Below are 22,699 nucleotides of genomic sequence, written 5' to 3' on the forward strand. Positions count from 1 at the left end.
TAGCAAATTAATTACATCTTGGCTGTAATTCTATAGTGGCTTCGTGCTATTTTTGCGGTCTTCAAAGTGTGGATTTTTTGGGATATGAATGGCTTTAATTCGTAAGCGTCGTTTAACCGAACAACAGCAACGTCGTATTGAGAAACAGCATAAATCACGTCAAGACGACATTGATACATCGCAAGATCTGGATGGACTGGTTGTTCAGCATTATGGTCGTCAACTCGAAGTACAAGCTTTATCTGTGCCTGAACAGCACCCAGAAAAACCACAAGTGGCTGAAGGTGAACCAGAACCGTTCTGGAAACCGATCGAACTCGACAGTGTTTGGCGTTGTCATACCCGTACCAACCTAGAACTGTTGGTTACTGGTGATCGGGTTAAATGGCAAGCGGATCCGATTACAGGTTTAGGCATTATCACCGCGATTTATCCAAGACAATCGCTCCTGACTCGCCCTGACCGTTATCACAAAGTGAAACCTGTCGCAGCCAATATCAGTTTGATTGTGATTGTATTTGCACCTTTACCAGAACCTGCACCAACATTGATTGACCGCTATCTAGTGGCCTGTGCCGATGCCAATATTCCAGCATTACTGGTGCTGAACAAATCCGATTTGCTCACTGAAAATGACCCGATTCTCACCTTGCTCAGCGAATATGAATCTTTAGGCTATGAAACCTTGATTTGTCATTCGCAAGGCGACTTATCTGAGCTTTCAAATCGCATTGATAATGAAACCGTTGCCTTCGTTGGACAATCAGGTGTTGGAAAAAGCTCACTGATTAATACCATCGTTCCAGATGCAGCACAGAAAACCAATATCATTTCTGAGAACTCAGCACTGGGGCAGCACACCACAACATCAACACGTTTGATTAAATTTGGAACAAACGGTGCGTTGATTGACTCCCCTGGGATTCGTGAATTTGGGCTATGGCATCTCAGTTTAGAAAAGGTACGCACGGGTTTTCCTGAGATTGAAGCCCATCTAGGACTGTGCCAGTTCCGTAACTGCACCCATACTCATGAGAAAAATTGTGCGCTGAAACAAGCGGTTGATGCAGGTGAAATTTTACCTCGCCGTCTCGACAGTTATTTACGCTTATTGGATGAAATTCAAGAAGCACAGCAAAAAAGTTAATTTTCTTGGTTGTTTGCCCTTGAACTAAAGTTTTTGATCACCATTGAGATAAGTTATACTCAGGGTCAATTTTGATTTTAACTTTAGGTGACTTGTGGAACGCTGGTTAGAGTTTATGGGGAATCACCCCTTCTTATTTGGTGCGCTCGGCGTGTTAATCGTGTTGTTCTTTGTTTTAGAAGGACAACGCAACGGTCGTAAAATTTCACCACAATCTCTAGGTATTTTGGTCAAGGCAAAAAATGCCATTTTGATCGACTTACGTGATGGAAAAGATTTCCGTGATGGTCACATCAGCGGCAGTCGTAACATTCCATATAGCCAAATCACCAGTCATTTAGATGAATTAAAAGCAAGTGATCGTCCACTGGTCTTTATTTGTAACTTAGGTCAAGTTGCAGGCTCTGCATTGCAAAAAGTTGGCCATGCCGACAGCTACCGTTTAGACGGCGGTATTAGCAATTGGAAAGCTCAAGGCTTACCTTTAGTGAAAAGCAAAACCAAAGCTTAAGGAGAGATAAAATGACTACGCAAAACGTCACCATTTATTCAACGCTTTCTTGCCCATATTGCGTACGCGCAAAACAATTACTTGAGCGCAAAGGCGTTGCTTATAAAGAAATTAATCTTTCCAATGAAGCACCAGAAGTTCGTATTGATTTAATGCAACGTACTAATCACCGTACTGTGCCGCAAATTTTTATCAAAGACCAATTCATTGGCGGTTTTGATCAACTTTATGCTTTAGAGCGTGAAGGCAAACTCGACCAATTATTAGCTTAACAACATCTAAATCCAAGATTTAAGGAAAAACAATGAGCGAAGAACAAGTTCAACCACAACTCGCATTAGAACGTATCTATACAAAAGACATCTCTTTTGAGGTTCCTGGTGCGCAAGTATTTACTAAACAATGGCAACCAGAGTTGAACATCAATTTATCTTCTGCTGCAGAAAAAATTGATGCTACACACTATGAAGTGTCTTTAAAAGTTGTGGTTCAAGCAAACAACGAAAATGAAACTGCGTTCATCGTTGATGTAACTCAATCAGGTATCTTCTTGGTTGATGGTGTTGAAGAAGATCGTCTTCCATACATCTTAGGTGCTTACTGCCCAAATATCTTGTTCCCGTTCTTACGTGAAGCGGTAAATGATTTAGTGACTAAAGGTAGCTTCCCGCAATTGCTCCTTACACCAATCAACTTTGATGCTGAGTTTGAAGCAAACATGCAACGCCTCCAAGCGGATGCAGACGCACAAGGTCAAGCATAAGGAATTCTCCCTCTAATCCCCTTTTTGCTAAAGAAAAGGGATTGGCAGAGATGAATTGCATAAGGACTGATTTTTCAGTCCTTTTTTTATGCTTAAGTCACAATCGTTCTAAAGGTCAGATTCACCCGTGCCGCACTGACTTTTTTGGTCGGGGGTAAGCGATGCAACCAATAGGTCTGCGTGGTGTCTTTCATCACCAATAGACTGCCATGCTCTAAATAGAGCTCAACTTTTTCTTTACTTTGCTTATGTTTAAAAGCGAATTTACGTTCTGCGCCAAAACTAAATGAGGCAATCGCACCATCTTTTTTTAAATCCGTTTCACCATCGCTATGCCAAGCCATCCCCTCTTCACCACTATGATAAAGATTGAGCAAACAGGAGTTGAATGTCTCACCCGTTAACTCTTCGGCTAGTTGTTTTAACTCCAGTAATTCCTTGGTCCACGGCAAAGCATATTTATTCATATTGGAATAGGTATATTCAAAGCGCCGATCCCCATACCAAGCTACTTTACGCTTAGTGATGAGCAATTTTCCAAAAATCATGGCCTGATCATTTTCCCATGCAATGGTCTGCATCAGTTGATCAAAATAATAATCAGCCGCCGCAGTCTGCACCACTTTGCCGTAGTACTGTACCGTGCCGTCATAAGGCAAATGATTCTGCTCTGGATCAGCTTCAATATCAAATAGTTGCATCTTTCCACTTCTTATAGGCTTGCTGCATACAATGTCCACAAGGTCGGAAGCCTTGTGCAATTGCTTCATGCTCATCGACAAAAAATACCCGATTCTTTTTCAGCATGCGCTTCCCTGATGCACAGGTCAATCTGCCATAGATTTTAAGCTGTGCGTTTCCTGCAAACAGAATTTCCTGTTGTTTTAATTTCAGATGCAGCTCGATCTGCGCCAATTCACTATGTCGCCACATCTGATTAACTTACCGCATCATGGAAAATAATGCCTAAGCTATAACGTTCACCTCGATGAATCGGACTCACCCCATGCTTCATATTGACCCGATAATAGCCCTGACTGCCTTTTTCAGGCTTAAACTGAGTGGTGAAAATCACCTTGCTGTGGCTGCATCACCATCGCCTTCGATTGAGCTCTGGGTGTTTGTTGAGTAAATACCAGTTCCCCACCACTAAAATCCACATTCGGCTGACTCAATACAATCACTAGCTGTATCGGGAAGTACACTTCACCATATAAGTCCTGATGAAGTGTATTAAAGCCACCTTGTCCATATTTCAAAATCAATGGTGTTGCCAGCGTTTGCCCCTGTTGATGGCACTGTTGTAGAAATTCAGTATGTGATAATGGAAATGAACCTTCTAGCTTCAACACCCTAAACCATGCATTCGCGATCGGTACCAAATAGGGATAGATCTCATGCCGTATCCGCTCAACCAAATTTGGCAAAGGATAAGTAAAATACTTGTATTCACCTTGACCAAAGCGATAGCGTTGCATCTCTACCGTTTTACGATACAGCTTGGTTTGCGAATATGTCTGTTGCAGCATTTCACATAACTCGGTCGATAAAACCTGCTCGATCAGGGCAAAGCCCTGTTGGTGCATTTGCTCAGTAATATCACCCCAATCCGCTGTTTGAATCTTATCAATCACGGTTTGGATTTGTGTCAATTCAGATGGCTGCATGAGTTTGCACACCTTCCCAACCGATCAATGCTGTTTTACGCAATGTTCCCCACTCATAGCCACCGAAAGCACCTGTGGACTGAATCACCCGATGACACGGAATCAGAAATGCCACAGGATTACTACCAATTGCAGTGCCTACTGCTCGTGCGGCTTTAGGATGTTCAATCGCCTTGGCCAACTCACCATAGGTAGAGAGCTGTCCCATTGGAATCTTGAGCAGGCTTTGCCACACTTTAAGCTGAAATTCAGTGCCTTTTAAATGCAGTTTAATCTCTGCCAATTGAGGTTGATCCTTCTGAAACAAGGCCAAGGCGCTTTGCTGAAATGCATCGACCTGTTCAATAAATTCAGCTTGAGGAAATTGCGCTGTTAACAGCTCTAGAGCATCAACCCGATTGTCCACAAAACTGAGCGCACAAATGCCTTTATGTGTGGATGCAATCAGTACTTCGCCAAACAAGGTCTCTGCGAATTGATAATGGATCGTCAGACTCTGTCCGCCATGTTTATATTCGGCTGGGGTCATCCCTTCGATCTGAATAAACAAATCATGCAATCGACTGGTACTGGACAGTCCTGTGGCAAAGGTTGCATCAAAAATACTGCCCTGCTCTTGTTTTAAAATTTTCTTGGCATGTTCAACACTAATATATTGCAAAAACTTTTTCGGACTGGTACCAACCCACTCGGTGAATAAACGCTGAAAATGTGCAGGACTTAAATGAATATGTGCAGCGACTTCATCCAGTTGTGGCTGTTGCTGAAAGTTCTGTTGAATATAGTCAATCGCTTGAGCAATACGCTCATAATTACGTTGTTGTGAGGACATATCATCACCTCTCATTATTCATATTTTCACTGTAACAACTTTGCCATTCCGTGAAAATCTGAATCATGCTCAGTCTTAGCTTTATGTTCTGCCAGTCTAGGTCCCAATAAAAAAGCTGCACTCTTCTGAGTACAGCTCCATCGTTTTATTATTTGTCACTTATATCTTAGTGGGTGTAATACTTATGCCCTTGATCGCGTAATTCAGCAATCTTCTTACCTTGCTTCTTAGCATCATCCAACTTACCCGCTTGCACTAAGAGTTTGGCTTTATCAATCTCAACCACGATCTGATCAAATAAAGACGTTGAGCTTGATACTTTGTCTGTCGTATTCGGAGCCAGCTTATACTGTTTTGAATGCACGGCAGCTGCACGCATATTATCCAAAGCAGCTGTAGCAGCTTGTGGGTTTGCAGCTTGGTTAAACGCTTTATAATTCTTTCCCAGCGTTTTCATATCATCTTCTAATCCAGCAGCCATAGCTGTATGGCTGAATGTAAAAGCAGAGAACAAGACAACTGTGGCTAAAGTTTTTTTAATCATTAGGATATCCTATCAAAAACTGTGGCTATGCTTTATGTATAGGCAAAACATGGTGCATTGGCTTCAAAGCAACCATGATAATTGCTGATTTAGCATACATAAAAAATGCAACGAAATCGTTGCATTTTGATAAAAAAGATCGCGTTCAGGTTTTATAGGCGACGGCGTAAAGCATCTGCAATCGATTCAACCAGTTGCTGTGAAATCTCTTGTTTTGATGCTTTTTCCAACTCACGCTTTTTCATATGATAAGACTGGGCAAAGAATACCGTCATGGCATTTTCATCAGAGGCAAAACCAATATCTGGGCGTGACACATCATTACAGGCAATCATATCCAGTTTTTTCGCCACCAATTTACCAGCAGCATATTCCTCGACATTTTGCGTTTCAGCAGCAAAGCCAACCATAAATGGACGCTCTTCTTGCTGAGCAATGGTCGCTACAATATCTGGGTTTTTCACCAATGCGACAGCAAGCTCATCACCTGCTTTCTTAATTTTATGTTCGGCAACTTGAGCAACACGATAGTCTGCAACTGCTGCAGTCGCAATAAAGATGTCACAGCCCTCTTTAAGCTGATTCATGCTGACATCCAACATTTGCATTGCAGAGCTGACATTCATACGTTGTACGCCATTCGGTGTATCCAAACTAACAGGTCCAGCGACTAAAGTGACTTTGGCCCCTGCGGCATAACAAGCTGCTGCCAAAGCAAAGCCCATTTTTCCAGTACTGTGGTTGGAAATATAACGCACAGGGTCAATCGCTTCACGCGTAGGGCCAGCAGTAATGGTGACACGTTTACCCGCCAACAGACCAAATTTTTCGGCCAAGGCACGTTGCGCTTTATGGAAATAGGCTGCAACTTGGCGAGCCAAATCTTCAGGTTCAGGCATACGACCTAGACCAACATCACCACAAGCTTGCTCACCCGCATCTGGCATGATCACATGAACGCCATCTTCGACCAACGTTTGCAGATTGCGCTGTGTGGCTTTTGCCGCCCACATTTGCTGATTCATGGCAGGTGCAACCCAAACAGGAGCCTTAGTTGCCAGATATAGCGTACTGAGTAAATCATCCGCCAAGCCATTGGCAAATTTTGCAATGCTGTCGCAGCTAGCAGGTGCAACCAGAACTAAATCAGCCCAACGTGCCAGTTCGATATGCCCCATGCCTGCTTCGGCTTCTGGGTCAAGCAATTCGGTATGCACAGGATTGCCTGAAAGTGCTTGAAAAGTGAGTGGGGTAATAAATGCTTGTGCGCCATGTGTCATGACCACACGGACATCAAAACCGAAATCTTTTAAACGGCGTACCAGAATGGCACTTTTATAGGCAGCAATACCACCTGTAACCGCTAATATAATGTTTTTATGGGGAATAACACTTAGATCGAAGCTCACAAACAGGATACCTTACTGTTGCAGTGGCGCTCACAATAGCATTAAATAAGTTGATACCCAAGTAGCACCATCAACATTTCCCTCAAACTGCCGATAGAGAATATTGTTTAAATGGCAAAAATTAAAAGGAAAATATCCGCAATATTTTTTGCCTAGAAAAATAATAATCATAATAAAATCAAAGGAAAAACAACCTGTGATTCAATCAATAAAAACCTGGCCAGAGCAAGAACGCCCAAGAGAACGGTTATTATCTCAAGGTGCACAAAGCTTATCCGATGCTGAATTGTTGGCGATTTTTCTGCGTTCAGGCTCAAAACAGCACTCTGCTGTAGAATTAGCGCGTATTTTGATTCAACACTTTGGTGGACTTAATTTGATCTTTGATGCCAATCTTGAGGATTTATCAAAATTTAATGGCATTGCCTCAACCAAATATGCACAACTGATGGCAGTGAAAGAATTAGGGCGTCGTTATCTGAATAATCATTTCCATCAACAACGACTTTGTCTGGATACATCAACACTGGTACTCGACTATTTACGCTATGAACTTCTAGGTGAAAAACAGGAGGTTTTTGCTGTCCTCTGTTTAGATGCTGAACTGAGAAAGTTGCATTTTAAAAAACTGTTTTTTGGTTCACATCATTCCTGTAGCGTTTCACTCAATCAAACCCTACGTTATGCACTACAACATCAAGCTAGCCAAATCGTGGTCGCACACAATCATCCTTATGGTATTGCCCAACCCTCAGCAGAGGATATTTATCTGACCCAACAACTGAAACAAGCCTGTCAACTGCTGGAAATTCACCTGATCGATCATTTTATTATTTCTTCCGAAGGGCATTTTTCATTTTCTGAACAACAACTGCTCAACCCTATTAAAATCAAGCAATCTCGCCTTGACAAAGATTAAATCAAACAGGAATATCAAAACATAAAATTAATGATTCAAATAACATGATTGTCCGTGACCAGCCGAGTATTTTTAAAGTTTTATTCTCATGGCGGGGGACCATTTTACCCAAAATTTTGCCCTCTCTTGGTTTCGTAATGCTGATCTCTGCCATCATTGGTGGGGTCGAATATGTCAATCTATATCGCTTCCCTGAAATTCCCTTAGTTGGCTTCACCTTGATTGGTGTGGTGCTGTCCATTTTCTTGGGATTTAAGAATACTGCCTGTTATGACCGTTGGTGGGAAGCACGTAAACTTTGGGGCGTTTTAATCGCGACCTCTCGTCATTTTGACCGTGATTGCCGTGTCCTGACACAGGCTCGTCGTGAACGTATTATTCAAAATGTAATTGTATTTGCCAACGTGCTGCGTGACCGTCTACGCCATCAGACTGCCAATCCAACTGAACTGACTGAAACCAGTGGGCTTAGCCAACAAGCCTTGACCCAACTTTATCAACAACATAATGCGCCACAGTACACCTTGAGTCTGATCCAATGGGAACTGTTACAGGCGATGAAAGAAGGTGAAATCTCGGATATTATTTATACCCAGATGAACCGCCACGTTGCAGCATTAAGTGAAATGCAAACGGGCTGTGATCGAATTGCCAATACTCCAATTCCATTTGCCTATTCTGTTTTGCTGAATCGTACCGTGTATTTCTTCTGCTTTATGTTGCCATTCAGTCTCGGCTCTTTATTGGGCTTGGTGACACCGTTATTGGTCGGTATCTTGGCCTATACCTTTTTAGGTCTGGATGCTTTAAGCACTGAAATAGAAGAACCTTTTGGCACACAAAGCAATGACTTACCGCTTGATGCGATGGTACGTTCAATCGAAATTGAATTACTTGGAACTTTAGGTCGACCAACCCCACCGCCGATTCAGGCCCATGACCATAACCTGCTCTAATTTCAATGCCCTCCAATGAGGGCATTTTTATGCGGCTTAAAATCACTTAAATAAATTGTGATGGAACGATGAACTTAAAGCGTTCGGTAAACTGTCCATTCCAATAGGGATAATAAGGATACGGCGGATAAATCGCACTGATCTGATTCAAGCGTTCAGTCTGTTCAATCGACAGTTGAATATCCTTGGCAACAAGATTGTCTTGCAGTTGGGTTTGATTACGTGCGCCAATCAACACACTGGTTACCGTTGGTCGCTGTAATAACCAATTTAAGGCAATTTGCGGAATCGTATAACCAGTTTCAACTGCAATCTGTTTTAACACATCAATCACAGCATAGAGATGCGCTTCGTTGACTGGTGGTGCAAATTGCGCTGTATCATGTAAGCGGCTTTGTGCTGGAATCGGATTCTCCCGATCAAATTTCCCCGTCAATCTGCCCCAACCTAAAGGACTCCATACCACCGCACCAATTTGTTGGTCATCATTTAAGGGCATCAACTCCCATTCATAATCACGACCGATCAATGAGTAATAAACCTGATTGACCACAAACTTTTCATAGCCATATTGCTCAGCAATCGCTTGGGCTTTCATCAGTTGCCAACCTGCAAAATTTGAAGCACCGATGTAACGTACCTTGCCACTACGGACCAGTTCATCAAGTGTTTTCATTAACTGAGGCAATGCAGTAAAACTATCAAACTGATGCAGCTGTAATACATCAATATAATCCGTTCCCAATCGAGTTAAAGACTGTTCAACTGCGGACAATAAATAATGCCGACTAAATCCTGCATCATTTAGATGCTCTGAACTACGAATACCGATTTTGGTCGAAATAATAGTATGCTGCCGTTCTGATGCAAGTGCCTTACCGAGCATTCGTTCAGATTCTCCATCTGAATACACATCTGCTGTATCAAAATAATTAATGCCTGCATCTAAACCAGCGCGAATCATCTGATTGGCCTCAGTTTGGCTGGCTTGTCCCCAAGCAGCAAAGATTTGTCCCTGCCCACCCAAGGTCCCTGCACCAAATCCCAACTCTGAAACCTTTAAACCCGAGTTTCCTAAAAAATGATATTTCATGATCTGTCTCTTAAACATATGATGGCTTAGATACAAAAATACCCCTAGGGATTTGTTGGAAAAACCACGATAATCAAGAAATACTTTTCTGATTTTATTGATAATGAATACAGAAGATTTTGAGTTTTTTATTCGAGTGGCAGACTTAGGCTCAATCAGTAAAGCCGCTCAGGACGCTAATATTTCAGTGTCAGTTGCCAGTCAGAAATTGCAGCGCTTAGAACAAAACCTACAATTGCGCTTGTTTCATCGCACCACGCGGAAACTGACCTTAACCGATGAAGGTCGTGTTTTGCTTGAACATGGTCGACATTGGATTGCTGATTTTATTCACTTGCAAGAATCATTAAAGCTTAAAGATCGGCCGCTCACAGGTACACTTCGGATTACCACCTCCGCGACCTTTGGCACAAAAGTTTTGATGCCTGTGATTGCCGAGTTTGCACTATTGCATCCTGAACTGAAAATTCATTTAGATCTGAATGATCAAAACATCGATCTTATTCAGCAAGGTATGGACTTGGCCATTCGCATTGGTCAGTTAAAAAGCTCAAGCTTGATTGCCAAACGGTTGAGTACAAATCAACGTTTACTCTGTGCTTCTCCCGCCTATTTACAACAATATGGTGTGCCAACAACCTTGTCCGATCTGAAGTTACATCGTTGTATCTTGCAACAGCATGGCCATGGTCTGACCGATCAATGGCATTTGATCAATGCAGAAGGTCAAGTGGAACAGGTTCATGTCGAGGGATATTTTGCAACTAACTCAGGTGAAGGCGTTCGGCAAGCGGCCTTAGCAGGTCTTGGCATTTCCAATCATTCGATCTGGCATGTGGCTGAAGATCTCGCTTCAGGAAGATTAGTACAAGTTCTACCTGACTATCCTGTTGAAGCTACGGCAATTTATGCAGTATTTCCGCATCGGGAGCTGATGGCGCCAAAAGTACAACGCTTCTTGGATTATTTAGTCGATTACTTTCAGCAGCGTGAATGATGAAAAATTAGTACGTCAGACTAATCTTCACCTTGCAATATTGATTAGGATACCCCTGCAAAACCATGAAACATCCATTGTACGCCCCATGCAAGCAGCATGAAAAAAACAAGGATGAGGCAAAGTTCTAATTTTTTCATATCACCGATGGTTTAAAGCTTTCCCAAATCCCTTTCTGCCCCTCTTTAAGATGTGGTGTCTGTCCCAATTTAATCCACGGCATATTCTCGCCATGAAAATCACTGCCGATCGAAACAGCTAAATCAAACTGTTGAATCATACGATCGACCATTTGACGTGTCGAAGCAGGTTCGATACTTGGTGGTAGTTCCACAGCATCGCCACCTGACTCAGCAAATAGTTCAATCAAATAACGGATATTGGTGGCAGACAGGTCATAACGGGTCGGATGAGCAAGCACGGCGAAACCCTGACTGGCATGAATCACATCAATGGTTTCTTTTAAACCCATCCCCTCAAATTTAACAAAGGCTTTTTTACCTTCTTTCAGAAAACGGTCAAAAGCCTGCTGTGGGCGACTGACAATATTCTTTTCGACTAAAGCTTTGGCAATATGGGTTCGAGTGACACGATCTGCTTCCCCCTCCACTTGGGCAATCACATCAGGATAGATATCAAAATCGATACATTTTTCTAAGAGCTGACAAATCACTTTTGCCCGTTCGGCACGGACTTTTTTCTGTTGTTCCAGCATCGCCTTGATCGGTGCTTCATCTTGCATATTCAGGGCAACGATATGTACGCCATAACTCTTCTTGGTATTTGCTCGAGACCATTGACTAGAAATTTCCACGCCAGAAATGATTTTAATATCATGAGCTTGTGCATAGTCTTGCGCACGCCCCAAGCCATCCATAGTGTCATGATCTGTCACGGCAAGGGTGTGGATTTTTAAATCAACAGCAGCCTGTACCAGTTGCTCAGGAGAGAAGGTACCATCGGAAATGAGTGTATGTGTGTGTAAATCGACACCGAACATGGTTTGTATTATGCTATCTGACCTATTTCATCATCGTACTGTAACATGAAAGCGTTGCTCGACTATCTTCCAATTATTATCTTCTTTTATTTCTATAAAACCACTGATCCTAAAGATAGTCATCATCCTTTGCTACAGTTGGTGGGTAGCTCTGGAAATCTCGATCAAAATCATATCCTTGTTGCAACATGTGCGCTACTCATTTCAACCTTAGTGGTTTATGGCTGTTTGTTCTTTTTCCAAAAATTTAAATTGGAAAAAATGCAGTGGTTTATTGTCGTCATGTCGGTCGTTTTTGGTGGAATTACCCTGATCTTTAGTGATGTGACCTATATTAAAATGAAGGCGATCATCATCAATATCGGTATCGGATTAGGCTTTCTGGTTACGCCACTATTCAATAAAGAACGTATGCCAATTATCCAAAAACTTTTAGGCTCGTTGTTAGAGCTCAGCCCTAAAGGTTGGTTAAAGTTGAACTGGGCATGGTGTGGTCAATTCTTTTTACTTGCGGCTTTGCATTTCTTCTTTGGTTTTGTCTACATGCAAGGAAAATATTGGGGCGAATTCACTGCTTTTGGCGATATTATCGTTTCTATCAGTTACCTAGCTGCTATACTGTTTTTCTTAAGAAAGCATTTTAAAACCACTGAATAGATTTTAAATCATCGAGCTACTGCCATGCCATATTTTGTGCTGACTTGTACTGATCGCGAAGGTACTTTGGAAAAACGTTTAGCAACCCGTCCACAACATATTGAACGTCTACAAAAGTTAGATGATGAAGGACGTTTAATTGCGGCAGGTGCGCATCCGAAAGATCCAAATGATCCACAAGCTGGTTTTTTGGGCAGTACCATCATTGTCGAGTTTGATAGTCGTGAATCCTTAGATGCTTGGATTCAGGAAGAGCCATTTTTAAAAGAAGGGATTTACTCAAATATTGACGTAAAACCTTTCAACAAAGCTTTTCCAAAAGGGTAAATCATGCAAGTTGTCTTAAAAAGCGTATTGGCTTTATGTTTATTTAGTTCTCCTGCATGGGCAGTTGAGCCAGCAACACCTGCGGCTCCAGCAGCCAACACAACCCCAGTGCAACCCAATGCCACAACTGCTGCGCCAACCAATGCAACCACAGCAGTAGCCAAACCTTTGACCGCTGAACAAATTGCCAAAGCCAAACAGCAGCAAGATGCAAAAGTCAAAGCCATGATTCAAGATCAAGCCAGCCGCTTGAAACAACTTGAACATGCCAATTTGGAAGCACTTTCGCAGAACCAAGAATTACAGTTAAAAAATGACAACCTGACCGTACAAGTTCAAGTATTACAAAGTGAACGCAGTGCGCAAATGTTTTTATATGGCGCAATGACCATTGCTGTGGGTGTCATTCTCGGCTTCTTAATTGCCAGTTATGTTCACACTAAACGTCGTCGTCAGTGGTAAATCCCAACATTTTATTTATGTCTCAATCTGCAAAATTACAAACAGCCGAATTAGACTGGGAACTGGTCGATGGTATCGAAGTTCCCATTTCTAAACAGTTTGGCGATGTCTACTTTTCCAAAGATAACGGTTTACTTGAAACACGCCATGTGTTTTTAAATGGTAATGACCTAACTGAACGCCTATCAGAACTAAAAGATTTTCAATACTTTTGTGTTGGCGAAACAGGTTTTGGTACGGGCTTAAACATTCTGACCCTTTGGCAACTTTGGCAGCAGGTTCGTCCAGATAATCACAGTCACTTACATGCTATCAGTGTTGAAAAATTCCCATTGAATAAAGCTGATCTTATTCGTGCACTGAATGTCTGGCCTGAACTTAAGCCACTTGCAGAACAGCTGATTCAACAATATCCCTTGCCTATCGCAGGTTGCCACCGCTTAAGTTTTCCTGAAGAACGATTTAGTATTGATTTATGGTTGGGTGATGCTCAGGATATTTTTCCAAGTATCCCAAAGACTCAAGCCGTGAATGCATGGTTTCTCGATGGTTTTGCTCCATCATGCAATCCAGATATGTGGCAGGAAAATGTACTCAATCACATGGTACGTTTATCTGAGTTTGGAACGACCTTTGCGTCCTTTAGTGTTGCTGGTGTGCTGAAACGTGGACTGAAGCAACATGCTGTGCACATTAGCCGCCCACGAGGTTTTGGTCATAAACGTGAAATGTTAAAAGCTATTTGGTTAGATACGTCATCCGAAACATCCACTCAGGCTGATTCAGAACAAAACCTTACAAGCCCACAAGCTGCATTAAAAACGATACCACACCAGATCGCGATTATTGGTGCGGGAATCGCAGGTTTAAGCACAGCATGGGCATTTGCTCAACGTGGTCATCAAGTCACTATTTACGAGCAAAATGAGCCTCTCTCCGGGGCATCAGGCAATCCCCTTGCTCTACTCAATCCCAAGCTGTGTCCAATTGAACAGGCACATGAACATTTGATGACCTTAAGCTGGCAACATGCATTGAATTTTTATCCTAGATTCAAAGCATTTAGACCCATTCAAGTCCAACAAATGGCTTTAAAAAATGCGGATGAATTACTCAGCTTAGCGGAACAGTATCCTTCGGGCGTGTTATCCACTCAAGATCAGCAGGATGTAATACCTGAAACTGATTATCCAAGCTTGATGCTACATCAGGCTGGTGCAGTTTCTCCACAGCAACTGCGTGATGAAATTTTGCACCATCCGAATATCAAAACCGAAAAGGCAAAAATTTCTCGCTTAAATAGCGCAGACAACCAAACAGAGCTTTGGCAAGATCAGCAGCTCATTGCAACAGCCGATGATGTGATTGTGTGTTGTGCCAAACAAAGTGCTGAGCTGTTTGAAAACTACCCCGTGTTAAAACCAATTCGTGGACAAGTCAGTTGGGTCGACAACAGCGCACAGCCTTTAACACTTGATCAAGCTTATAGTTACGGTGGCTACTGTATGCAATTGGATGCGACCCAATTAATCTTGGGAGCATCTTTTTATCCAAATCGAGACGATGTTGAAGTTTTAGCAGAAGATCATGTGCATAACTACGAACTTATCCACAGTGTCTTCCCTGAATATGCGCAACAGCTTCCATCCACCGACACATGGCAAGGCCGTGCGTCTGTGCGTGCACAAAGTCTGGATTACTTTCCTCTAGTTGGAAAAATGCAAAATCACCAGCAAATCTATACTTTTGCAGGTTTAGGTTCAAAGGGATTCTTGTTTGCGCCGTTGTGTAGCGAAGTATTAGCAGCTTTAGTACTTGGAGAACTTTGTCCAATTTCGCAATCATTATTGGATAAACTCAATCCACAGCGTTTTCAAAAGAAGACTAAGGCAAAGAAACCGTATTATTCTGGTTAAATATTTTTTTAATTTTAAAATAACTGAAATCTAAAATTTTGAATTGGCCAAAATACAGCTGTATTTTGGCCAATCTTTTGAGTGCTTTAAGCGCCTTGTTCTAAAGGCAAGCCTGCATCACGCGCTGCGCGTGTGCCACCCATTAACACAACATATTCACGAGAACCATCCATACCGTCTAACAGCTCTGCTGCACGCGGTGCTTTACTTCCGCCACCACATAAAATATAAATCGGCTGATCCGCTGCAACTTGAGTCAAACTATCCGCAGTGATATCAGTAATTGGACGATTCACCGCCCCTTTAACATGAGCCTCTGTATACGCTTTGGTATCTCGGACATCCCAGATGACAGCGCCTTCTGGGAACTCAAATGTTGTAATTTCTTGTTTACGGATCATTGTGCACTCCTTTGATGTAAACAACACTTGGCAAATGAAGAAAACCCCCTTAGCATCTCAAATATTCTTTCCCTTTGTAAAGGTCTAACCATGCCTTCTTTTGATATTGTTTCTGAATTAGAGTTATTTGAAGTTAATCACGCTGTACAAAATACAGAAAAAGAGATCGCAACACGTTTTGACTTTCGTGGACAAGACGTTTCAATTGAGTTAAATGAGAAAAATAAAGAAATCAAAATCTCAACTGAAAGCGATTTCCAATGTGAGCAAGTTTATACCATGCTTGAAAATCACTTCTATAAACGTAAAATTGATGTACAAGCTTTAGATCCGCAAAAAGCGACTGCTTCTGGTAAAAATGTGGTGCAAGTGATCAAGCTGAAAGATGGACTTGACTCAGATACTGCAAAAAAAATTAATAAAGCCATTAAAGAAAGTGGCATCAAAGCGCAATCTTCTATCCAAGGAGACAAAATCCGTGTCACGGATAAAAAGCGCGATACTTTGCAACAAGTCATGAACTTTTTACGTGAACAACAATTTGGTCTGCCACTGCAATTTAATAATTTCAAAGATTAAGCAATAGGTTCACTATGGCAAAAGATAACCGCCTTTATAAGCTGGTTAAAACCACTTCTAAATTTCCGAAAGGAATCCGTAGCACGCTCTGGAGCAAAGCTTTTGGTCGTGTGGTTCCGATGGTTGGAACAGCAAATATTCGCTATTTAGAAGTGGATAAAGACCACGTCACTGTTCGCATTGAAAACCAACGCAATATGCAAAATCATATTAAAGGCGTTCATGCTGCTGCGATGGCTTTATTGTCCGAAACGGCAACGGGCTTTTTAACCGGTTTACATGTACCAGATGATCGGATTTTGTTGATCAAATCATTACATGTTGACTATTTAAAAGTTGCTCAAGGCGGTTTAACAGCAACTGCAACATTATCAGCAGATCAACAAAAGTTTATTGCGGATAATGATAAAGGCGAGCTATTGGTGCCGGTGACCGTGATTGATGATTCAGGTAATGAACCAATCCAATGCCAAATGCTTTGGGCTTGGTTACCAAAACGTAAAAAATAATAACTGACCTAGACTATTCTAGTGGCAGTATTAGCATCAGGATGCAAAGATCACTCTTTGTGTTCTGATGCTAAAAATGAAAAAAATACTTCTGCTTTCTCATTTTTTTATTGCGCTTAATCTCGCGACATATTCTGCTCAAGCACTCGCTGCTGATTCTTCAGCTCCAACGCTCTCAAAACAGATCACTTCTTTAGCTGAACAAAACAAGAAAATTGTCACTGATTTTTATGAAGGTGTTTTCTTGAAACACCAAGTGAAACAATATGCCGATCGTTATATTGGGGATCAATATATTCAACATAATCCAAATGTACCTGACGGTAAGGCACCTTTTGTAAACTTCTTTAGCCAAAAATTTAGCAATAACCCTCAGGCAAAGAATGTCATCAAGAAAGCAATTGCTGAAGGAGATTTAGTCGTCCTGCATGTGCATTCTACAGAGAATGACAGCGATCGAGGTCGAGCGATTATTGATATATTCCGTGTAGAAAATGGAAAAATTGTAGAGCATTGGGATGTGATACAAAATATTCCTGAAAAGAGCCAGAATTCCAATACCATGTTCTAAACAGCACACAAAAAAATAAAGCCCAAACTGATTTGGGCTTTATTTTTTAAATACTTAAATAAATTTTTCAATGATCAGCATCAGCTCTTGCAAATATTCTGCATCAATCTGATCAAATTGATTCAGTTCATCACTATCGACATCCAACACGCCCACACATTCCCCTTCCTTCATAATCGGCAAAACAATTTCCGATCTTGAAGCAGAACTACAGGCAATATGTCCTGGGAACTGATCTACATCAGGCACGACAATCACTTGTTGCTGTTGCCATGCTGCTCCACATACGCCGCGACCTTTAGCTATACGGGTACAGGCGATTGGGCCTTGAAATGGTCCTAAAACCAATTCATTGTCTTTGACTAGATAAAAGCCAATCCAAAGCCAGCCAAACTGCTGTTTTAACGCTGCGCAGATATTGGCAAGATTGGCAATCACATCTGACTCATCTTCAACAATCGCTTGAATCTGTGGAATGATGCTTTGATATTGCTCAGCTTTATGACCTTGCTGTAAAACTAATTCTTCTGCCATGCTTATATTCCAATGAAAAGTATTGCCAAACTACTCACTTGTTGAAGCTTATAATGTTGCTGCAAATGCCTGTTTAATCTCTTCTGAGATCAAACGTTTCTTACCATTTACATCCACCGCGACAAAGGTGAATACGCCTTCGGTAATACGCACTGGTTCACGGGAATCATCATGACTATTCCACACCTCGATTTGAACCTGCACCGAGCTACCGCCAACTTTCAGAATTTTGGTATAGCAACTAATCACATTGCCCACTTTGACAGGCACCAGGAAGGTCATTTGATTAATCGCAATCGTTGCACAACGACCTTTACTAAAACGTTCAACATGAATCGCTCCAGCTAAATCCATCTGAGAAACAATCCAACCTCCAAAAACATCACCACTCCAATTGGTATCCGCAGGCATGGCAATGTTTTGTAGAGATAGAATCCCTTCAGGATGATTTGGGCGTTCACTCATGTTAATGTCCTTGATGTTGCTGTAATTGCTGGTCTAGCCATTGTTGTAACTCGGGTGCACGTAATGCCCCGCTGATTCTCGCCAATTCCGTAGTTTTATTCATCAAGACCAAAGTCGGAATACTACGCACATTAAATGCAGCACTTAAACGTGGATTGGCTTCAGTATCAATTTTGGCAAAAACCACATATGGATTTTGCTTGGCGACCTGAGCAAAGTGAGGTGCCATCATTTTACAAGGTCCACACCATTCAGCCCATAGATCGATCAGTACAGGCAGATCTGAATTGCTGATGAAGTTACTGAAATTTTGTTCATTTAGTTCAATCGGCTCTAAAGGCAATAACGCTTTATGGCATTGACCACAATTCGGCTGAACTGCCAATTTTTCTTCGGGTACACGATTTTTTGCACCACATGATGCACAGACAATAATCATCTACATCACTCCAATATGTTGATGTAAAAATTCTAATTGGGTTGTGACTGCTTTTTCAAACCAAGAACCATGATAAACATCAAAATGTTTCATTTCCCACTCATGATAGCTCACAAATGGCGCAATGTTGGTCGCAGCTTCCCGACTCGATTCGATTGGAATCAAAGTGTCATGCTTCGCTGCAATAAATAAAACAGGGATATTAATCTTACGAACAAACTGGATTGGTCGATAACGCATTAGATTAAAGAAAACCCGCGCAGGGACTTCCCCACTCCAGTAGTAATCTGGATTTACAATCGAGTGATATCCGTAGTAACTATCTGAGGTCGGTAGGAAACACAGCCGATATTGATCGACCACAGGTAAGGTTTTAGGTGCCAAGCCCATCTTAGAGCCCATATAATCCTGACTGGAACGCTTTAATGCTTCTGGATAACGTTGCAAAGGGTAAAGCTTGGCCGTCTCAGCCCCATCAACATAGGGGACTTGTACCATGACCGCCTGAATGTTTTTCAGGTCTGTTGCCAGACTTAAGGCATATCCACCACTAAGCGAGGTTCCCCATAAAATAATCCGTCGACTATCGATCAACTTGCAATTCGAAGCATATTGAACAATGGTTTTCCAGTCATCAAGCTGGGCACTGAGTGAAACCAATTCCCGTGGTTTCCCTGTACTGCCGCCCCAATAGCGATAATCAAATAAAATGACTGCATAGCCTGCTTGGGCAAAACGCTGTGCATATTGAACCAGTTTAAATTGACGCAAACCCGCAAAGCCATGCGCCATGATAATCACGGCAGCTTTGGTATTGGTTTTAGGTAGATAGAAATCCGCAGCGATGGTTTCATCACCACTTGCAACATACAACGGCTCAACTGTATAGGTATGCATGCGCGCTCCATTGCCTTATCTTTTAATTATCATCACTTATTTACTATAGACATTTAAACTCAAGATCGAGCTTAATGCTATGATAGAGCATAAAATGTTTTGTTTGTTTTTGGAGTGACAAGATGACAGAGAATGTTGGTTTTGCAGGTCAAATCGGCCCTGAGCACGTAGAGCAAGTGGTTGAAAAAGGATTTAAATCGATTATTAATAACCGTCCAGATCTGGAAGGTGGTCCTGAACAACCTACAAGTGCCCAAATCGAAGAATCTGCACGCAGTGCAGGGTTAGATTATGTCTATCAACCGGTTGTTGCTGGGCAAATCACTGAACTTGATGTCCGTACATTCGCCAATCATTATAATGAATTACCAAAACCAATTTTGATGTTCTGTCGTACCGGTAACCGTTCAAATAATTTATATCAGATTGCTAAACAAATGGATTTACTGGACGATTAAATTCATTACATTTCATTACCTGATCAAAATAGTTAAACCATTTTATTTATAAGATGATGGCTCTTTTTCACAAGATAAAGAACCATGTACAAACTTGCCATTATTGTTTTATGCCTCATCTCACTTTCAGCATGTAGTTCTTTGCAAGTTCGCCCGACAGCAACAGTGAGTGTGGGTACAGCCCTATAAAAAAACAGCACCGAAGTGCTGTTTCCCATTTTTTTAAATAGATAACTATTGATAGTTAACAAAAATTGTTGAAACCTTACCATCTGGAGCAGCCACAGATACTTTGAAAATATCGCCTACAGCACATCCTTTCAAACGATAACCATAAACAGCTTGAGTACTATTTTTAAAAGTCACTGGTGTCATAAGATTGAATACACTAGCCACAGGAGAGCTACCTTGTACCAATTCAGCGGTGCAAGATAAATTATTATTTTGAGTATTATCCTCAGGTGTTACACTTACAGTGGAACCTGTTGGCATAGGTACACTTTGCATGCTATTCCCATATAGGCCAAAAGATAATAAGCCATTATTTGCACTAACATTTGTAAATGTTGCTGTATTTTCTGAGAATGCAAACACTAATTGCTGACGTAGAATAGAATCTAAATTATCATCACAAGTATCAGCAATATTTGGCTGACTGAACGTAGAAGATGCACAAGCCGCCTTATTACCTACAATTTTTCGGTTGTAAAGAAACTCTCCAATGCCATAGTTATTATCATATTGATTATTTTCATTATCATCACGGAAGAAGCTACCAATATTGCTCAGAAGCTTATCTACCCCTTTAGTATAAAGGTTATCACCGTCTAAATCAGTAAAGCTCTTATCCCCTTCAACATAAGCTAAAACGCTAACACGGTTGTCTAAAGGACGTGGGTCTTGAACCGATAAAGTGACCGCACAACGACCATTGCTTGTTGAACAATTCGGAGTAACGACTCCACCTTCGCTAATAAAACTCACCACAGTTCCATTAGGTACAGGATTGCCCGTACGATCTCTTAACATGACATTAATAGTTGCGCTATCACCATCGACTTTATTTTGCAATGCATTTTTACTCACGGATAGACTAAAGCCATCTTGAGTTGTGCGCCCTGTTGATACAGAAACATTTTTAGATAATGCTGAAACAGCAATATTAGAAGCTAGAGTTGCTTTGATCTCGACAGGCCCTGGTTTATCACCTGGATATAATGTAACAACAACTTTACCATTCGGATCACTTTTGACAGTTTTCGGATTTTGATTACCTAAAGAGATGAAGCTTAAATCTTCCGGAGCTCGAACTAGCTCTATATTTACATCTTTATTTGCAGCAGGCGTTCCATTTGCATATAAAGTAAATTCAATTTGGCCTGATGCAGCGGTACCACTACTTCTAATACCTAAATTAACTGGACTTGATGTTGTATATTTTAAAGAATTAGCTTCGATCGCAGCAATATTCACATCAACTTTTGACTCTGGAATATTTGAACCTGATGCTCGAATAGTCTGCTGACCTTCACATAGTTTACCATCACCTCCAATTGCTTTATAAGAGGTTGTCACATCCCCTTGATTTGACGAAACAACACTTGCTGGCTCAAAGATTCCACATGTTGCACTGAAGCTTACAGTTACATTATTCTGATTAGCCTTCGTACTTGAATCTTGTGTCTTCAAGGTAATATTCGTAGATGCTCCTGATTCTAATTGAGTTGCGGCAGCAGCCATCCCAACTAAAACAATATTTGCAGCTTGTAAAACAAAATTATATGGCTTCGTCGTAGCTGTTGTACCATTAAAGCTTGTTGTCGCAGAAAGCTGATATGCACCTGTCGCATTTAAATCTTGCGGCTTTATCGAAATACTTGCTTCGCCATCAGCATTTGTAAGTACCGCACCGTTTGTCGTGCCAAAAGTAACAGCTTCACCAGTAAAACTAACAACTGCCCCATTAATCCCTTTTCCTGAGGCATCTGTCACTTTAACTTTAGCAGTTACACCTGCAGCAGTAATTGAGGTTGTTACGATATTATTCGCATCATACAGAGTAATATTTGTAATATTCACTGCGGTAACAGGAGTTTGTCCATTGCCACCAGAAGAACCATTATTATTTCCACCAGAGGAACTATTATCACCTGTTGATCCATAGTACCCACCGCCACCACCGCCGCAGCTCGCCAATAATACAGAAACAGTGATTGCAGACAACTTTAAGGTAAGTTGTTTTCTATTCATAATCATTCCTTTTAACCCCGATCAAATCCCCAAATGGAATAGGATTTTTCATTATAAAAATATGTCTAATGTAATCATAATATAGATTTTGTGTAAATAAAGTTTATCTTCAAGTAAAGAATATTAAAGTGAACTCAATCAAACTATTTTATTAAATAGAGATATTTTCTATAAGTTTTAACAAATAAATAATGAATAGAATAAATTTCAAGTCGATCTAAATTAAAACATGATTAAATAAAAGCTGAGTCTATTTCATTTCCCCCATGCAATAAAAAACACCCCAACCTCTCTCGAGATTGGGGTGTTTGATATTTAAAAGCTGGCGATGACTTACTCTCACATGGCAAGTGCCACACTACCATCAGCGCTAAGAGGTTTCACTTCTGAGTTCGG

At 41.3% G+C, this 22,699-nt stretch carries 28 protein-coding genes and 1 pseudogene; 15 read left to right on the plus strand and 14 right to left on the minus strand.

Annotated features, from left to right (window positions below; genetic code table 11):
- Positions 1–88 precede the first annotated feature (88 nt).
- The 4 genes from rsgA to secB all read left to right on the plus strand — a co-directional run bounded on the left by rsgA (position 89) and on the right by secB (position 2,421).
- Positions 89–1,147, plus strand: a complete 1,059-nt coding sequence (rsgA, locus tag GBI66_RS17955; RefSeq protein ID WP_004804309.1) for a ribosome small subunit-dependent GTPase A — start codon at positions 89–91, stop codon at positions 1,145–1,147.
- Positions 1,148–1,241: 94 nt separating this feature from the next.
- Complete coding sequence (locus GBI66_RS17960) at positions 1,242–1,658, plus strand: rhodanese-like domain-containing protein (protein WP_005146887.1); 417 nt, start codon at positions 1,242–1,244, stop codon at positions 1,656–1,658.
- Between the two features lie 11 nt (positions 1,659–1,669).
- Entirely contained in the window at positions 1,670–1,930 is a 261-nt protein-coding gene (grxC, locus tag GBI66_RS17965; RefSeq protein ID WP_151717028.1) for a glutaredoxin 3, read from the plus strand.
- A gap of 32 nt (positions 1,931–1,962) precedes the next feature.
- Complete coding sequence (secB, locus tag GBI66_RS17970) at positions 1,963–2,421, plus strand: protein-export chaperone SecB (RefSeq protein WP_004804306.1); 459 nt, start codon at positions 1,963–1,965, stop codon at positions 2,419–2,421.
- Between the two features lie 92 nt (positions 2,422–2,513).
- Here secB and GBI66_RS17975 read toward each other — a convergent pair whose 3' ends face one another.
- The 6 genes and pseudogenes from GBI66_RS17975 to coaBC all read right to left on the minus strand — a co-directional run bounded on the left by GBI66_RS17975 (position 2,514) and on the right by coaBC (position 6,873).
- Positions 2,514–3,122: an alpha-ketoglutarate-dependent dioxygenase AlkB gene (locus GBI66_RS17975; RefSeq protein WP_151717029.1), complete on the minus strand. Its 609-nt coding sequence runs from the start codon at positions 3,120–3,122 to the stop codon at positions 2,514–2,516.
- Positions 3,109–3,354 carry an Ada metal-binding domain-containing protein gene (locus tag GBI66_RS17980; RefSeq protein ID WP_005210445.1) on the minus strand — a complete coding sequence of 82 codons (246 nt, stop codon included), beginning with the start codon at positions 3,352–3,354 and terminating at the stop codon, positions 3,109–3,111. The genes GBI66_RS17975 and GBI66_RS17980 overlap by 14 nt, the downstream gene beginning before the upstream one ends.
- Before the next feature lie 4 nt (positions 3,355–3,358).
- Positions 3,359–4,088: pseudogene (locus tag GBI66_RS17985) on the minus strand (2OG-Fe(II) oxygenase).
- The gene (locus GBI66_RS17990; protein WP_005184966.1) at positions 4,075–4,920 is read right to left on the minus strand and encodes a methylated-DNA--[protein]-cysteine S-methyltransferase; all 846 of its coding nucleotides are present in this window, start codon (positions 4,918–4,920) and stop codon (positions 4,075–4,077) included. Before GBI66_RS17990 ends, GBI66_RS17985 begins: the two are co-directional and overlap by 14 nt.
- A 166-nt stretch (positions 4,921–5,086) precedes the next feature.
- Positions 5,087–5,464, minus strand: coding sequence for a cytochrome b562 (locus GBI66_RS17995; RefSeq protein ID WP_005184969.1), 378 nt, complete (start codon positions 5,462–5,464; stop codon positions 5,087–5,089).
- A gap of 152 nt (positions 5,465–5,616) precedes the next feature.
- Positions 5,617–6,873, minus strand: coding sequence for a bifunctional phosphopantothenoylcysteine decarboxylase/phosphopantothenate--cysteine ligase CoaBC (gene coaBC, locus GBI66_RS18000; protein WP_005184971.1), 1,257 nt, complete (start codon positions 6,871–6,873; stop codon positions 5,617–5,619).
- Positions 6,874–7,069: 196 nt separating this feature from the next.
- Here coaBC and radC point away from each other — a divergent pair, with 196 nt between their 5' ends.
- Together radC and GBI66_RS18010 are read left to right on the plus strand one after the other, a co-directional pair.
- The gene (gene radC, locus GBI66_RS18005) at positions 7,070–7,792 is read left to right on the plus strand and encodes a DNA repair protein RadC (RefSeq protein ID WP_005184975.1); all 723 of its coding nucleotides are present in this window, start codon (positions 7,070–7,072) and stop codon (positions 7,790–7,792) included.
- A 44-nt stretch (positions 7,793–7,836) separates the two neighbouring features.
- Complete coding sequence (locus GBI66_RS18010) at positions 7,837–8,748, plus strand: bestrophin family protein (RefSeq protein WP_005146919.1); 912 nt, start codon at positions 7,837–7,839, stop codon at positions 8,746–8,748.
- A gap of 46 nt (positions 8,749–8,794) precedes the next feature.
- On the opposite strand, the gene GBI66_RS18015 is transcribed toward GBI66_RS18010, so the two are convergent.
- On the minus strand, positions 8,795–9,841 hold the full coding sequence (locus GBI66_RS18015) for an aldo/keto reductase (protein WP_005184979.1): 1,047 nt from the start codon (positions 9,839–9,841) through the stop codon (positions 8,795–8,797).
- 103 nt (positions 9,842–9,944) lie between these two features.
- Between GBI66_RS18015 and GBI66_RS18020 the strand changes: the two genes are divergently transcribed.
- Positions 9,945–10,838: a LysR family transcriptional regulator gene (locus GBI66_RS18020; protein WP_005184982.1), complete on the plus strand. Its 894-nt coding sequence runs from the start codon at positions 9,945–9,947 to the stop codon at positions 10,836–10,838.
- 136 nt (positions 10,839–10,974) lie between these two features.
- On the opposite strand, the gene GBI66_RS18025 is transcribed toward GBI66_RS18020, so the two are convergent.
- Entirely contained in the window at positions 10,975–11,838 is an 864-nt protein-coding gene (locus GBI66_RS18025) for a PHP domain-containing protein (RefSeq protein ID WP_005184985.1), read from the minus strand.
- Positions 11,839–11,883: 45 nt separating this feature from the next.
- On the opposite strand from GBI66_RS18025, the gene GBI66_RS18030 reads away from it, so the two are divergent.
- The 4 genes from GBI66_RS18030 to mnmC are packed head-to-tail and all read left to right on the plus strand — an operon-like array spanning position 11,884 to position 15,200.
- The gene (locus tag GBI66_RS18030; protein ID WP_004804291.1) at positions 11,884–12,495 is read left to right on the plus strand and encodes a septation protein IspZ; all 612 of its coding nucleotides are present in this window, start codon (positions 11,884–11,886) and stop codon (positions 12,493–12,495) included.
- 24 nt (positions 12,496–12,519) lie between these two features.
- Positions 12,520–12,822, plus strand: a complete 303-nt coding sequence (locus tag GBI66_RS18035) for a YciI family protein (protein WP_005184989.1) — start codon at positions 12,520–12,522, stop codon at positions 12,820–12,822.
- 3 nt (positions 12,823–12,825) lie between these two features.
- Positions 12,826–13,284, plus strand: a complete 459-nt coding sequence (locus tag GBI66_RS18040; protein WP_005184992.1) for a hypothetical protein — start codon at positions 12,826–12,828, stop codon at positions 13,282–13,284.
- Between the two features lie 17 nt (positions 13,285–13,301).
- On the plus strand, positions 13,302–15,200 hold the full coding sequence (mnmC, locus tag GBI66_RS18045; RefSeq protein ID WP_151717030.1) for an FAD-dependent 5-carboxymethylaminomethyl-2-thiouridine(34) oxidoreductase MnmC: 1,899 nt from the start codon (positions 13,302–13,304) through the stop codon (positions 15,198–15,200).
- An 86-nt stretch (positions 15,201–15,286) separates the two neighbouring features.
- Here the strand turns inward: mnmC and GBI66_RS18050 are convergent, their stop codons facing one another.
- A complete protein-coding gene (locus tag GBI66_RS18050) occupies positions 15,287–15,601 on the minus strand; it encodes a rhodanese-like domain-containing protein (RefSeq protein WP_004804287.1) in 315 nt (104 codons plus the stop codon).
- A 90-nt stretch (positions 15,602–15,691) separates the two neighbouring features.
- Here GBI66_RS18050 and GBI66_RS18055 point away from each other — a divergent pair, with 90 nt between their 5' ends.
- From GBI66_RS18055 to GBI66_RS18065, 3 genes are all read left to right on the plus strand, one after another.
- Positions 15,692–16,180 (plus strand): YajQ family cyclic di-GMP-binding protein, encoded by a 489-nt coding sequence (locus tag GBI66_RS18055; protein ID WP_004655922.1) that lies wholly within the window; start codon positions 15,692–15,694, stop codon positions 16,178–16,180.
- Between the two features lie 14 nt (positions 16,181–16,194).
- Positions 16,195–16,689 (plus strand): DUF4442 domain-containing protein, encoded by a 495-nt coding sequence (locus GBI66_RS18060; RefSeq protein WP_004804285.1) that lies wholly within the window; start codon positions 16,195–16,197, stop codon positions 16,687–16,689.
- Positions 16,690–16,765: 76 nt separating this feature from the next.
- Positions 16,766–17,260 carry an ester cyclase gene (locus tag GBI66_RS18065; protein ID WP_151717031.1) on the plus strand — a complete coding sequence of 165 codons (495 nt, stop codon included), beginning with the start codon at positions 16,766–16,768 and terminating at the stop codon, positions 17,258–17,260.
- A gap of 54 nt (positions 17,261–17,314) precedes the next feature.
- Here the strand turns inward: GBI66_RS18065 and GBI66_RS18070 are convergent, their stop codons facing one another.
- The 4 genes from GBI66_RS18070 to GBI66_RS18085 are packed head-to-tail and all read right to left on the minus strand — an operon-like array spanning position 17,315 to position 19,595.
- On the minus strand, positions 17,315–17,794 hold the full coding sequence (locus GBI66_RS18070; RefSeq protein WP_151717032.1) for a GAF domain-containing protein: 480 nt from the start codon (positions 17,792–17,794) through the stop codon (positions 17,315–17,317).
- A 48-nt stretch (positions 17,795–17,842) separates the two neighbouring features.
- Positions 17,843–18,259 (minus strand): acyl-CoA thioesterase, encoded by a 417-nt coding sequence (locus tag GBI66_RS18075; protein WP_004804279.1) that lies wholly within the window; start codon positions 18,257–18,259, stop codon positions 17,843–17,845.
- 1 nt (position 18,260) lies between these two features.
- Positions 18,261–18,698 carry a thioredoxin TrxC gene (gene trxC / locus GBI66_RS18080; protein WP_004804277.1) on the minus strand — a complete coding sequence of 146 codons (438 nt, stop codon included), beginning with the start codon at positions 18,696–18,698 and terminating at the stop codon, positions 18,261–18,263.
- Positions 18,699–19,595, minus strand: coding sequence for an alpha/beta hydrolase (locus tag GBI66_RS18085; protein ID WP_005185016.1), 897 nt, complete (start codon positions 19,593–19,595; stop codon positions 18,699–18,701).
- 122 nt (positions 19,596–19,717) lie between these two features.
- Between GBI66_RS18085 and GBI66_RS18090 the strand changes: the two genes are divergently transcribed.
- Positions 19,718–20,053 carry a TIGR01244 family sulfur transferase gene (locus GBI66_RS18090; protein ID WP_004804274.1) on the plus strand — a complete coding sequence of 112 codons (336 nt, stop codon included), beginning with the start codon at positions 19,718–19,720 and terminating at the stop codon, positions 20,051–20,053.
- A 234-nt stretch (positions 20,054–20,287) separates the two neighbouring features.
- Here GBI66_RS18090 and GBI66_RS18095 read toward each other — a convergent pair whose 3' ends face one another.
- Positions 20,288–22,303 carry a hypothetical protein gene (locus GBI66_RS18095; protein WP_151717033.1) on the minus strand — a complete coding sequence of 672 codons (2,016 nt, stop codon included), beginning with the start codon at positions 22,301–22,303 and terminating at the stop codon, positions 20,288–20,290.
- Positions 22,304–22,699 lie beyond the last annotated feature (396 nt).

The organism is Acinetobacter sp. TUM15071, assembly GCF_008980925.1.
Lineage (GTDB): Bacteria > Pseudomonadota > Gammaproteobacteria > Pseudomonadales > Moraxellaceae > Acinetobacter > Acinetobacter dispersus.

Excerpts from the sequence above, each read along its gene's own strand:
- trxC (WP_004804277.1), bottom strand. The coding sequence starts at position 18,698 with ATGATTATTGTCTGTGCATCATGTGGTGCAAAAAATCGTGTACCCGAA.
- GBI66_RS18095 (WP_151717033.1), bottom strand. The coding sequence starts at position 22,303 with ATGAATAGAAAACAACTTACCTTAAAGTTGTCTGCAATCACTGTTTCT.
- GBI66_RS18085 (WP_005185016.1), bottom strand. The coding sequence starts at position 19,595 with ATGCATACCTATACAGTTGAGCCGTTGTATGTTGCAAGTGGTGATGAA.
- grxC (WP_151717028.1), top strand. The coding sequence starts at position 1,670 with ATGACTACGCAAAACGTCACCATTTATTCAACGCTTTCTTGCCCATAT.
- GBI66_RS18050 (WP_004804287.1), bottom strand. The coding sequence starts at position 15,601 with ATGATCCGTAAACAAGAAATTACAACATTTGAGTTCCCAGAAGGCGCT.
- GBI66_RS17975 (WP_151717029.1), bottom strand. The coding sequence starts at position 3,122 with ATGCAACTATTTGATATTGAAGCTGATCCAGAGCAGAATCATTTGCCT.
- GBI66_RS18020 (WP_005184982.1), top strand. The coding sequence starts at position 9,945 with ATGAATACAGAAGATTTTGAGTTTTTTATTCGAGTGGCAGACTTAGGC.
- GBI66_RS17980 (WP_005210445.1), bottom strand. The coding sequence starts at position 3,354 with ATGTGGCGACATAGTGAATTGGCGCAGATCGAGCTGCATCTGAAATTA.
- GBI66_RS18035 (WP_005184989.1), top strand. The coding sequence starts at position 12,520 with ATGCCATATTTTGTGCTGACTTGTACTGATCGCGAAGGTACTTTGGAA.
- GBI66_RS18090 (WP_004804274.1), top strand. The coding sequence starts at position 19,718 with ATGACAGAGAATGTTGGTTTTGCAGGTCAAATCGGCCCTGAGCACGTA.
- rsgA (WP_004804309.1), top strand. The coding sequence starts at position 89 with ATGGCTTTAATTCGTAAGCGTCGTTTAACCGAACAACAGCAACGTCGT.
- GBI66_RS18075 (WP_004804279.1), bottom strand. The coding sequence starts at position 18,259 with ATGAGTGAACGCCCAAATCATCCTGAAGGGATTCTATCTCTACAAAAC.
- GBI66_RS18040 (WP_005184992.1), top strand. The coding sequence starts at position 12,826 with ATGCAAGTTGTCTTAAAAAGCGTATTGGCTTTATGTTTATTTAGTTCT.
- GBI66_RS18065 (WP_151717031.1), top strand. The coding sequence starts at position 16,766 with ATGAAAAAAATACTTCTGCTTTCTCATTTTTTTATTGCGCTTAATCTC.
- secB (WP_004804306.1), top strand. The coding sequence starts at position 1,963 with ATGAGCGAAGAACAAGTTCAACCACAACTCGCATTAGAACGTATCTAT.
- GBI66_RS18030 (WP_004804291.1), top strand. The coding sequence starts at position 11,884 with ATGAAAGCGTTGCTCGACTATCTTCCAATTATTATCTTCTTTTATTTC.
- GBI66_RS18015 (WP_005184979.1), bottom strand. The coding sequence starts at position 9,841 with ATGAAATATCATTTTTTAGGAAACTCGGGTTTAAAGGTTTCAGAGTTG.
- GBI66_RS18055 (WP_004655922.1), top strand. The coding sequence starts at position 15,692 with ATGCCTTCTTTTGATATTGTTTCTGAATTAGAGTTATTTGAAGTTAAT.
- GBI66_RS18060 (WP_004804285.1), top strand. The coding sequence starts at position 16,195 with ATGGCAAAAGATAACCGCCTTTATAAGCTGGTTAAAACCACTTCTAAA.
- GBI66_RS18025 (WP_005184985.1), bottom strand. The coding sequence starts at position 11,838 with ATGTTCGGTGTCGATTTACACACACATACACTCATTTCCGATGGTACC.
- GBI66_RS17995 (WP_005184969.1), bottom strand. The coding sequence starts at position 5,464 with ATGATTAAAAAAACTTTAGCCACAGTTGTCTTGTTCTCTGCTTTTACA.
- GBI66_RS18010 (WP_005146919.1), top strand. The coding sequence starts at position 7,837 with ATGATTGTCCGTGACCAGCCGAGTATTTTTAAAGTTTTATTCTCATGG.
- GBI66_RS17990 (WP_005184966.1), bottom strand. The coding sequence starts at position 4,920 with ATGTCCTCACAACAACGTAATTATGAGCGTATTGCTCAAGCGATTGAC.
- mnmC (WP_151717030.1), top strand. The coding sequence starts at position 13,302 with ATGTCTCAATCTGCAAAATTACAAACAGCCGAATTAGACTGGGAACTG.
- GBI66_RS18070 (WP_151717032.1), bottom strand. The coding sequence starts at position 17,794 with ATGGCAGAAGAATTAGTTTTACAGCAAGGTCATAAAGCTGAGCAATAT.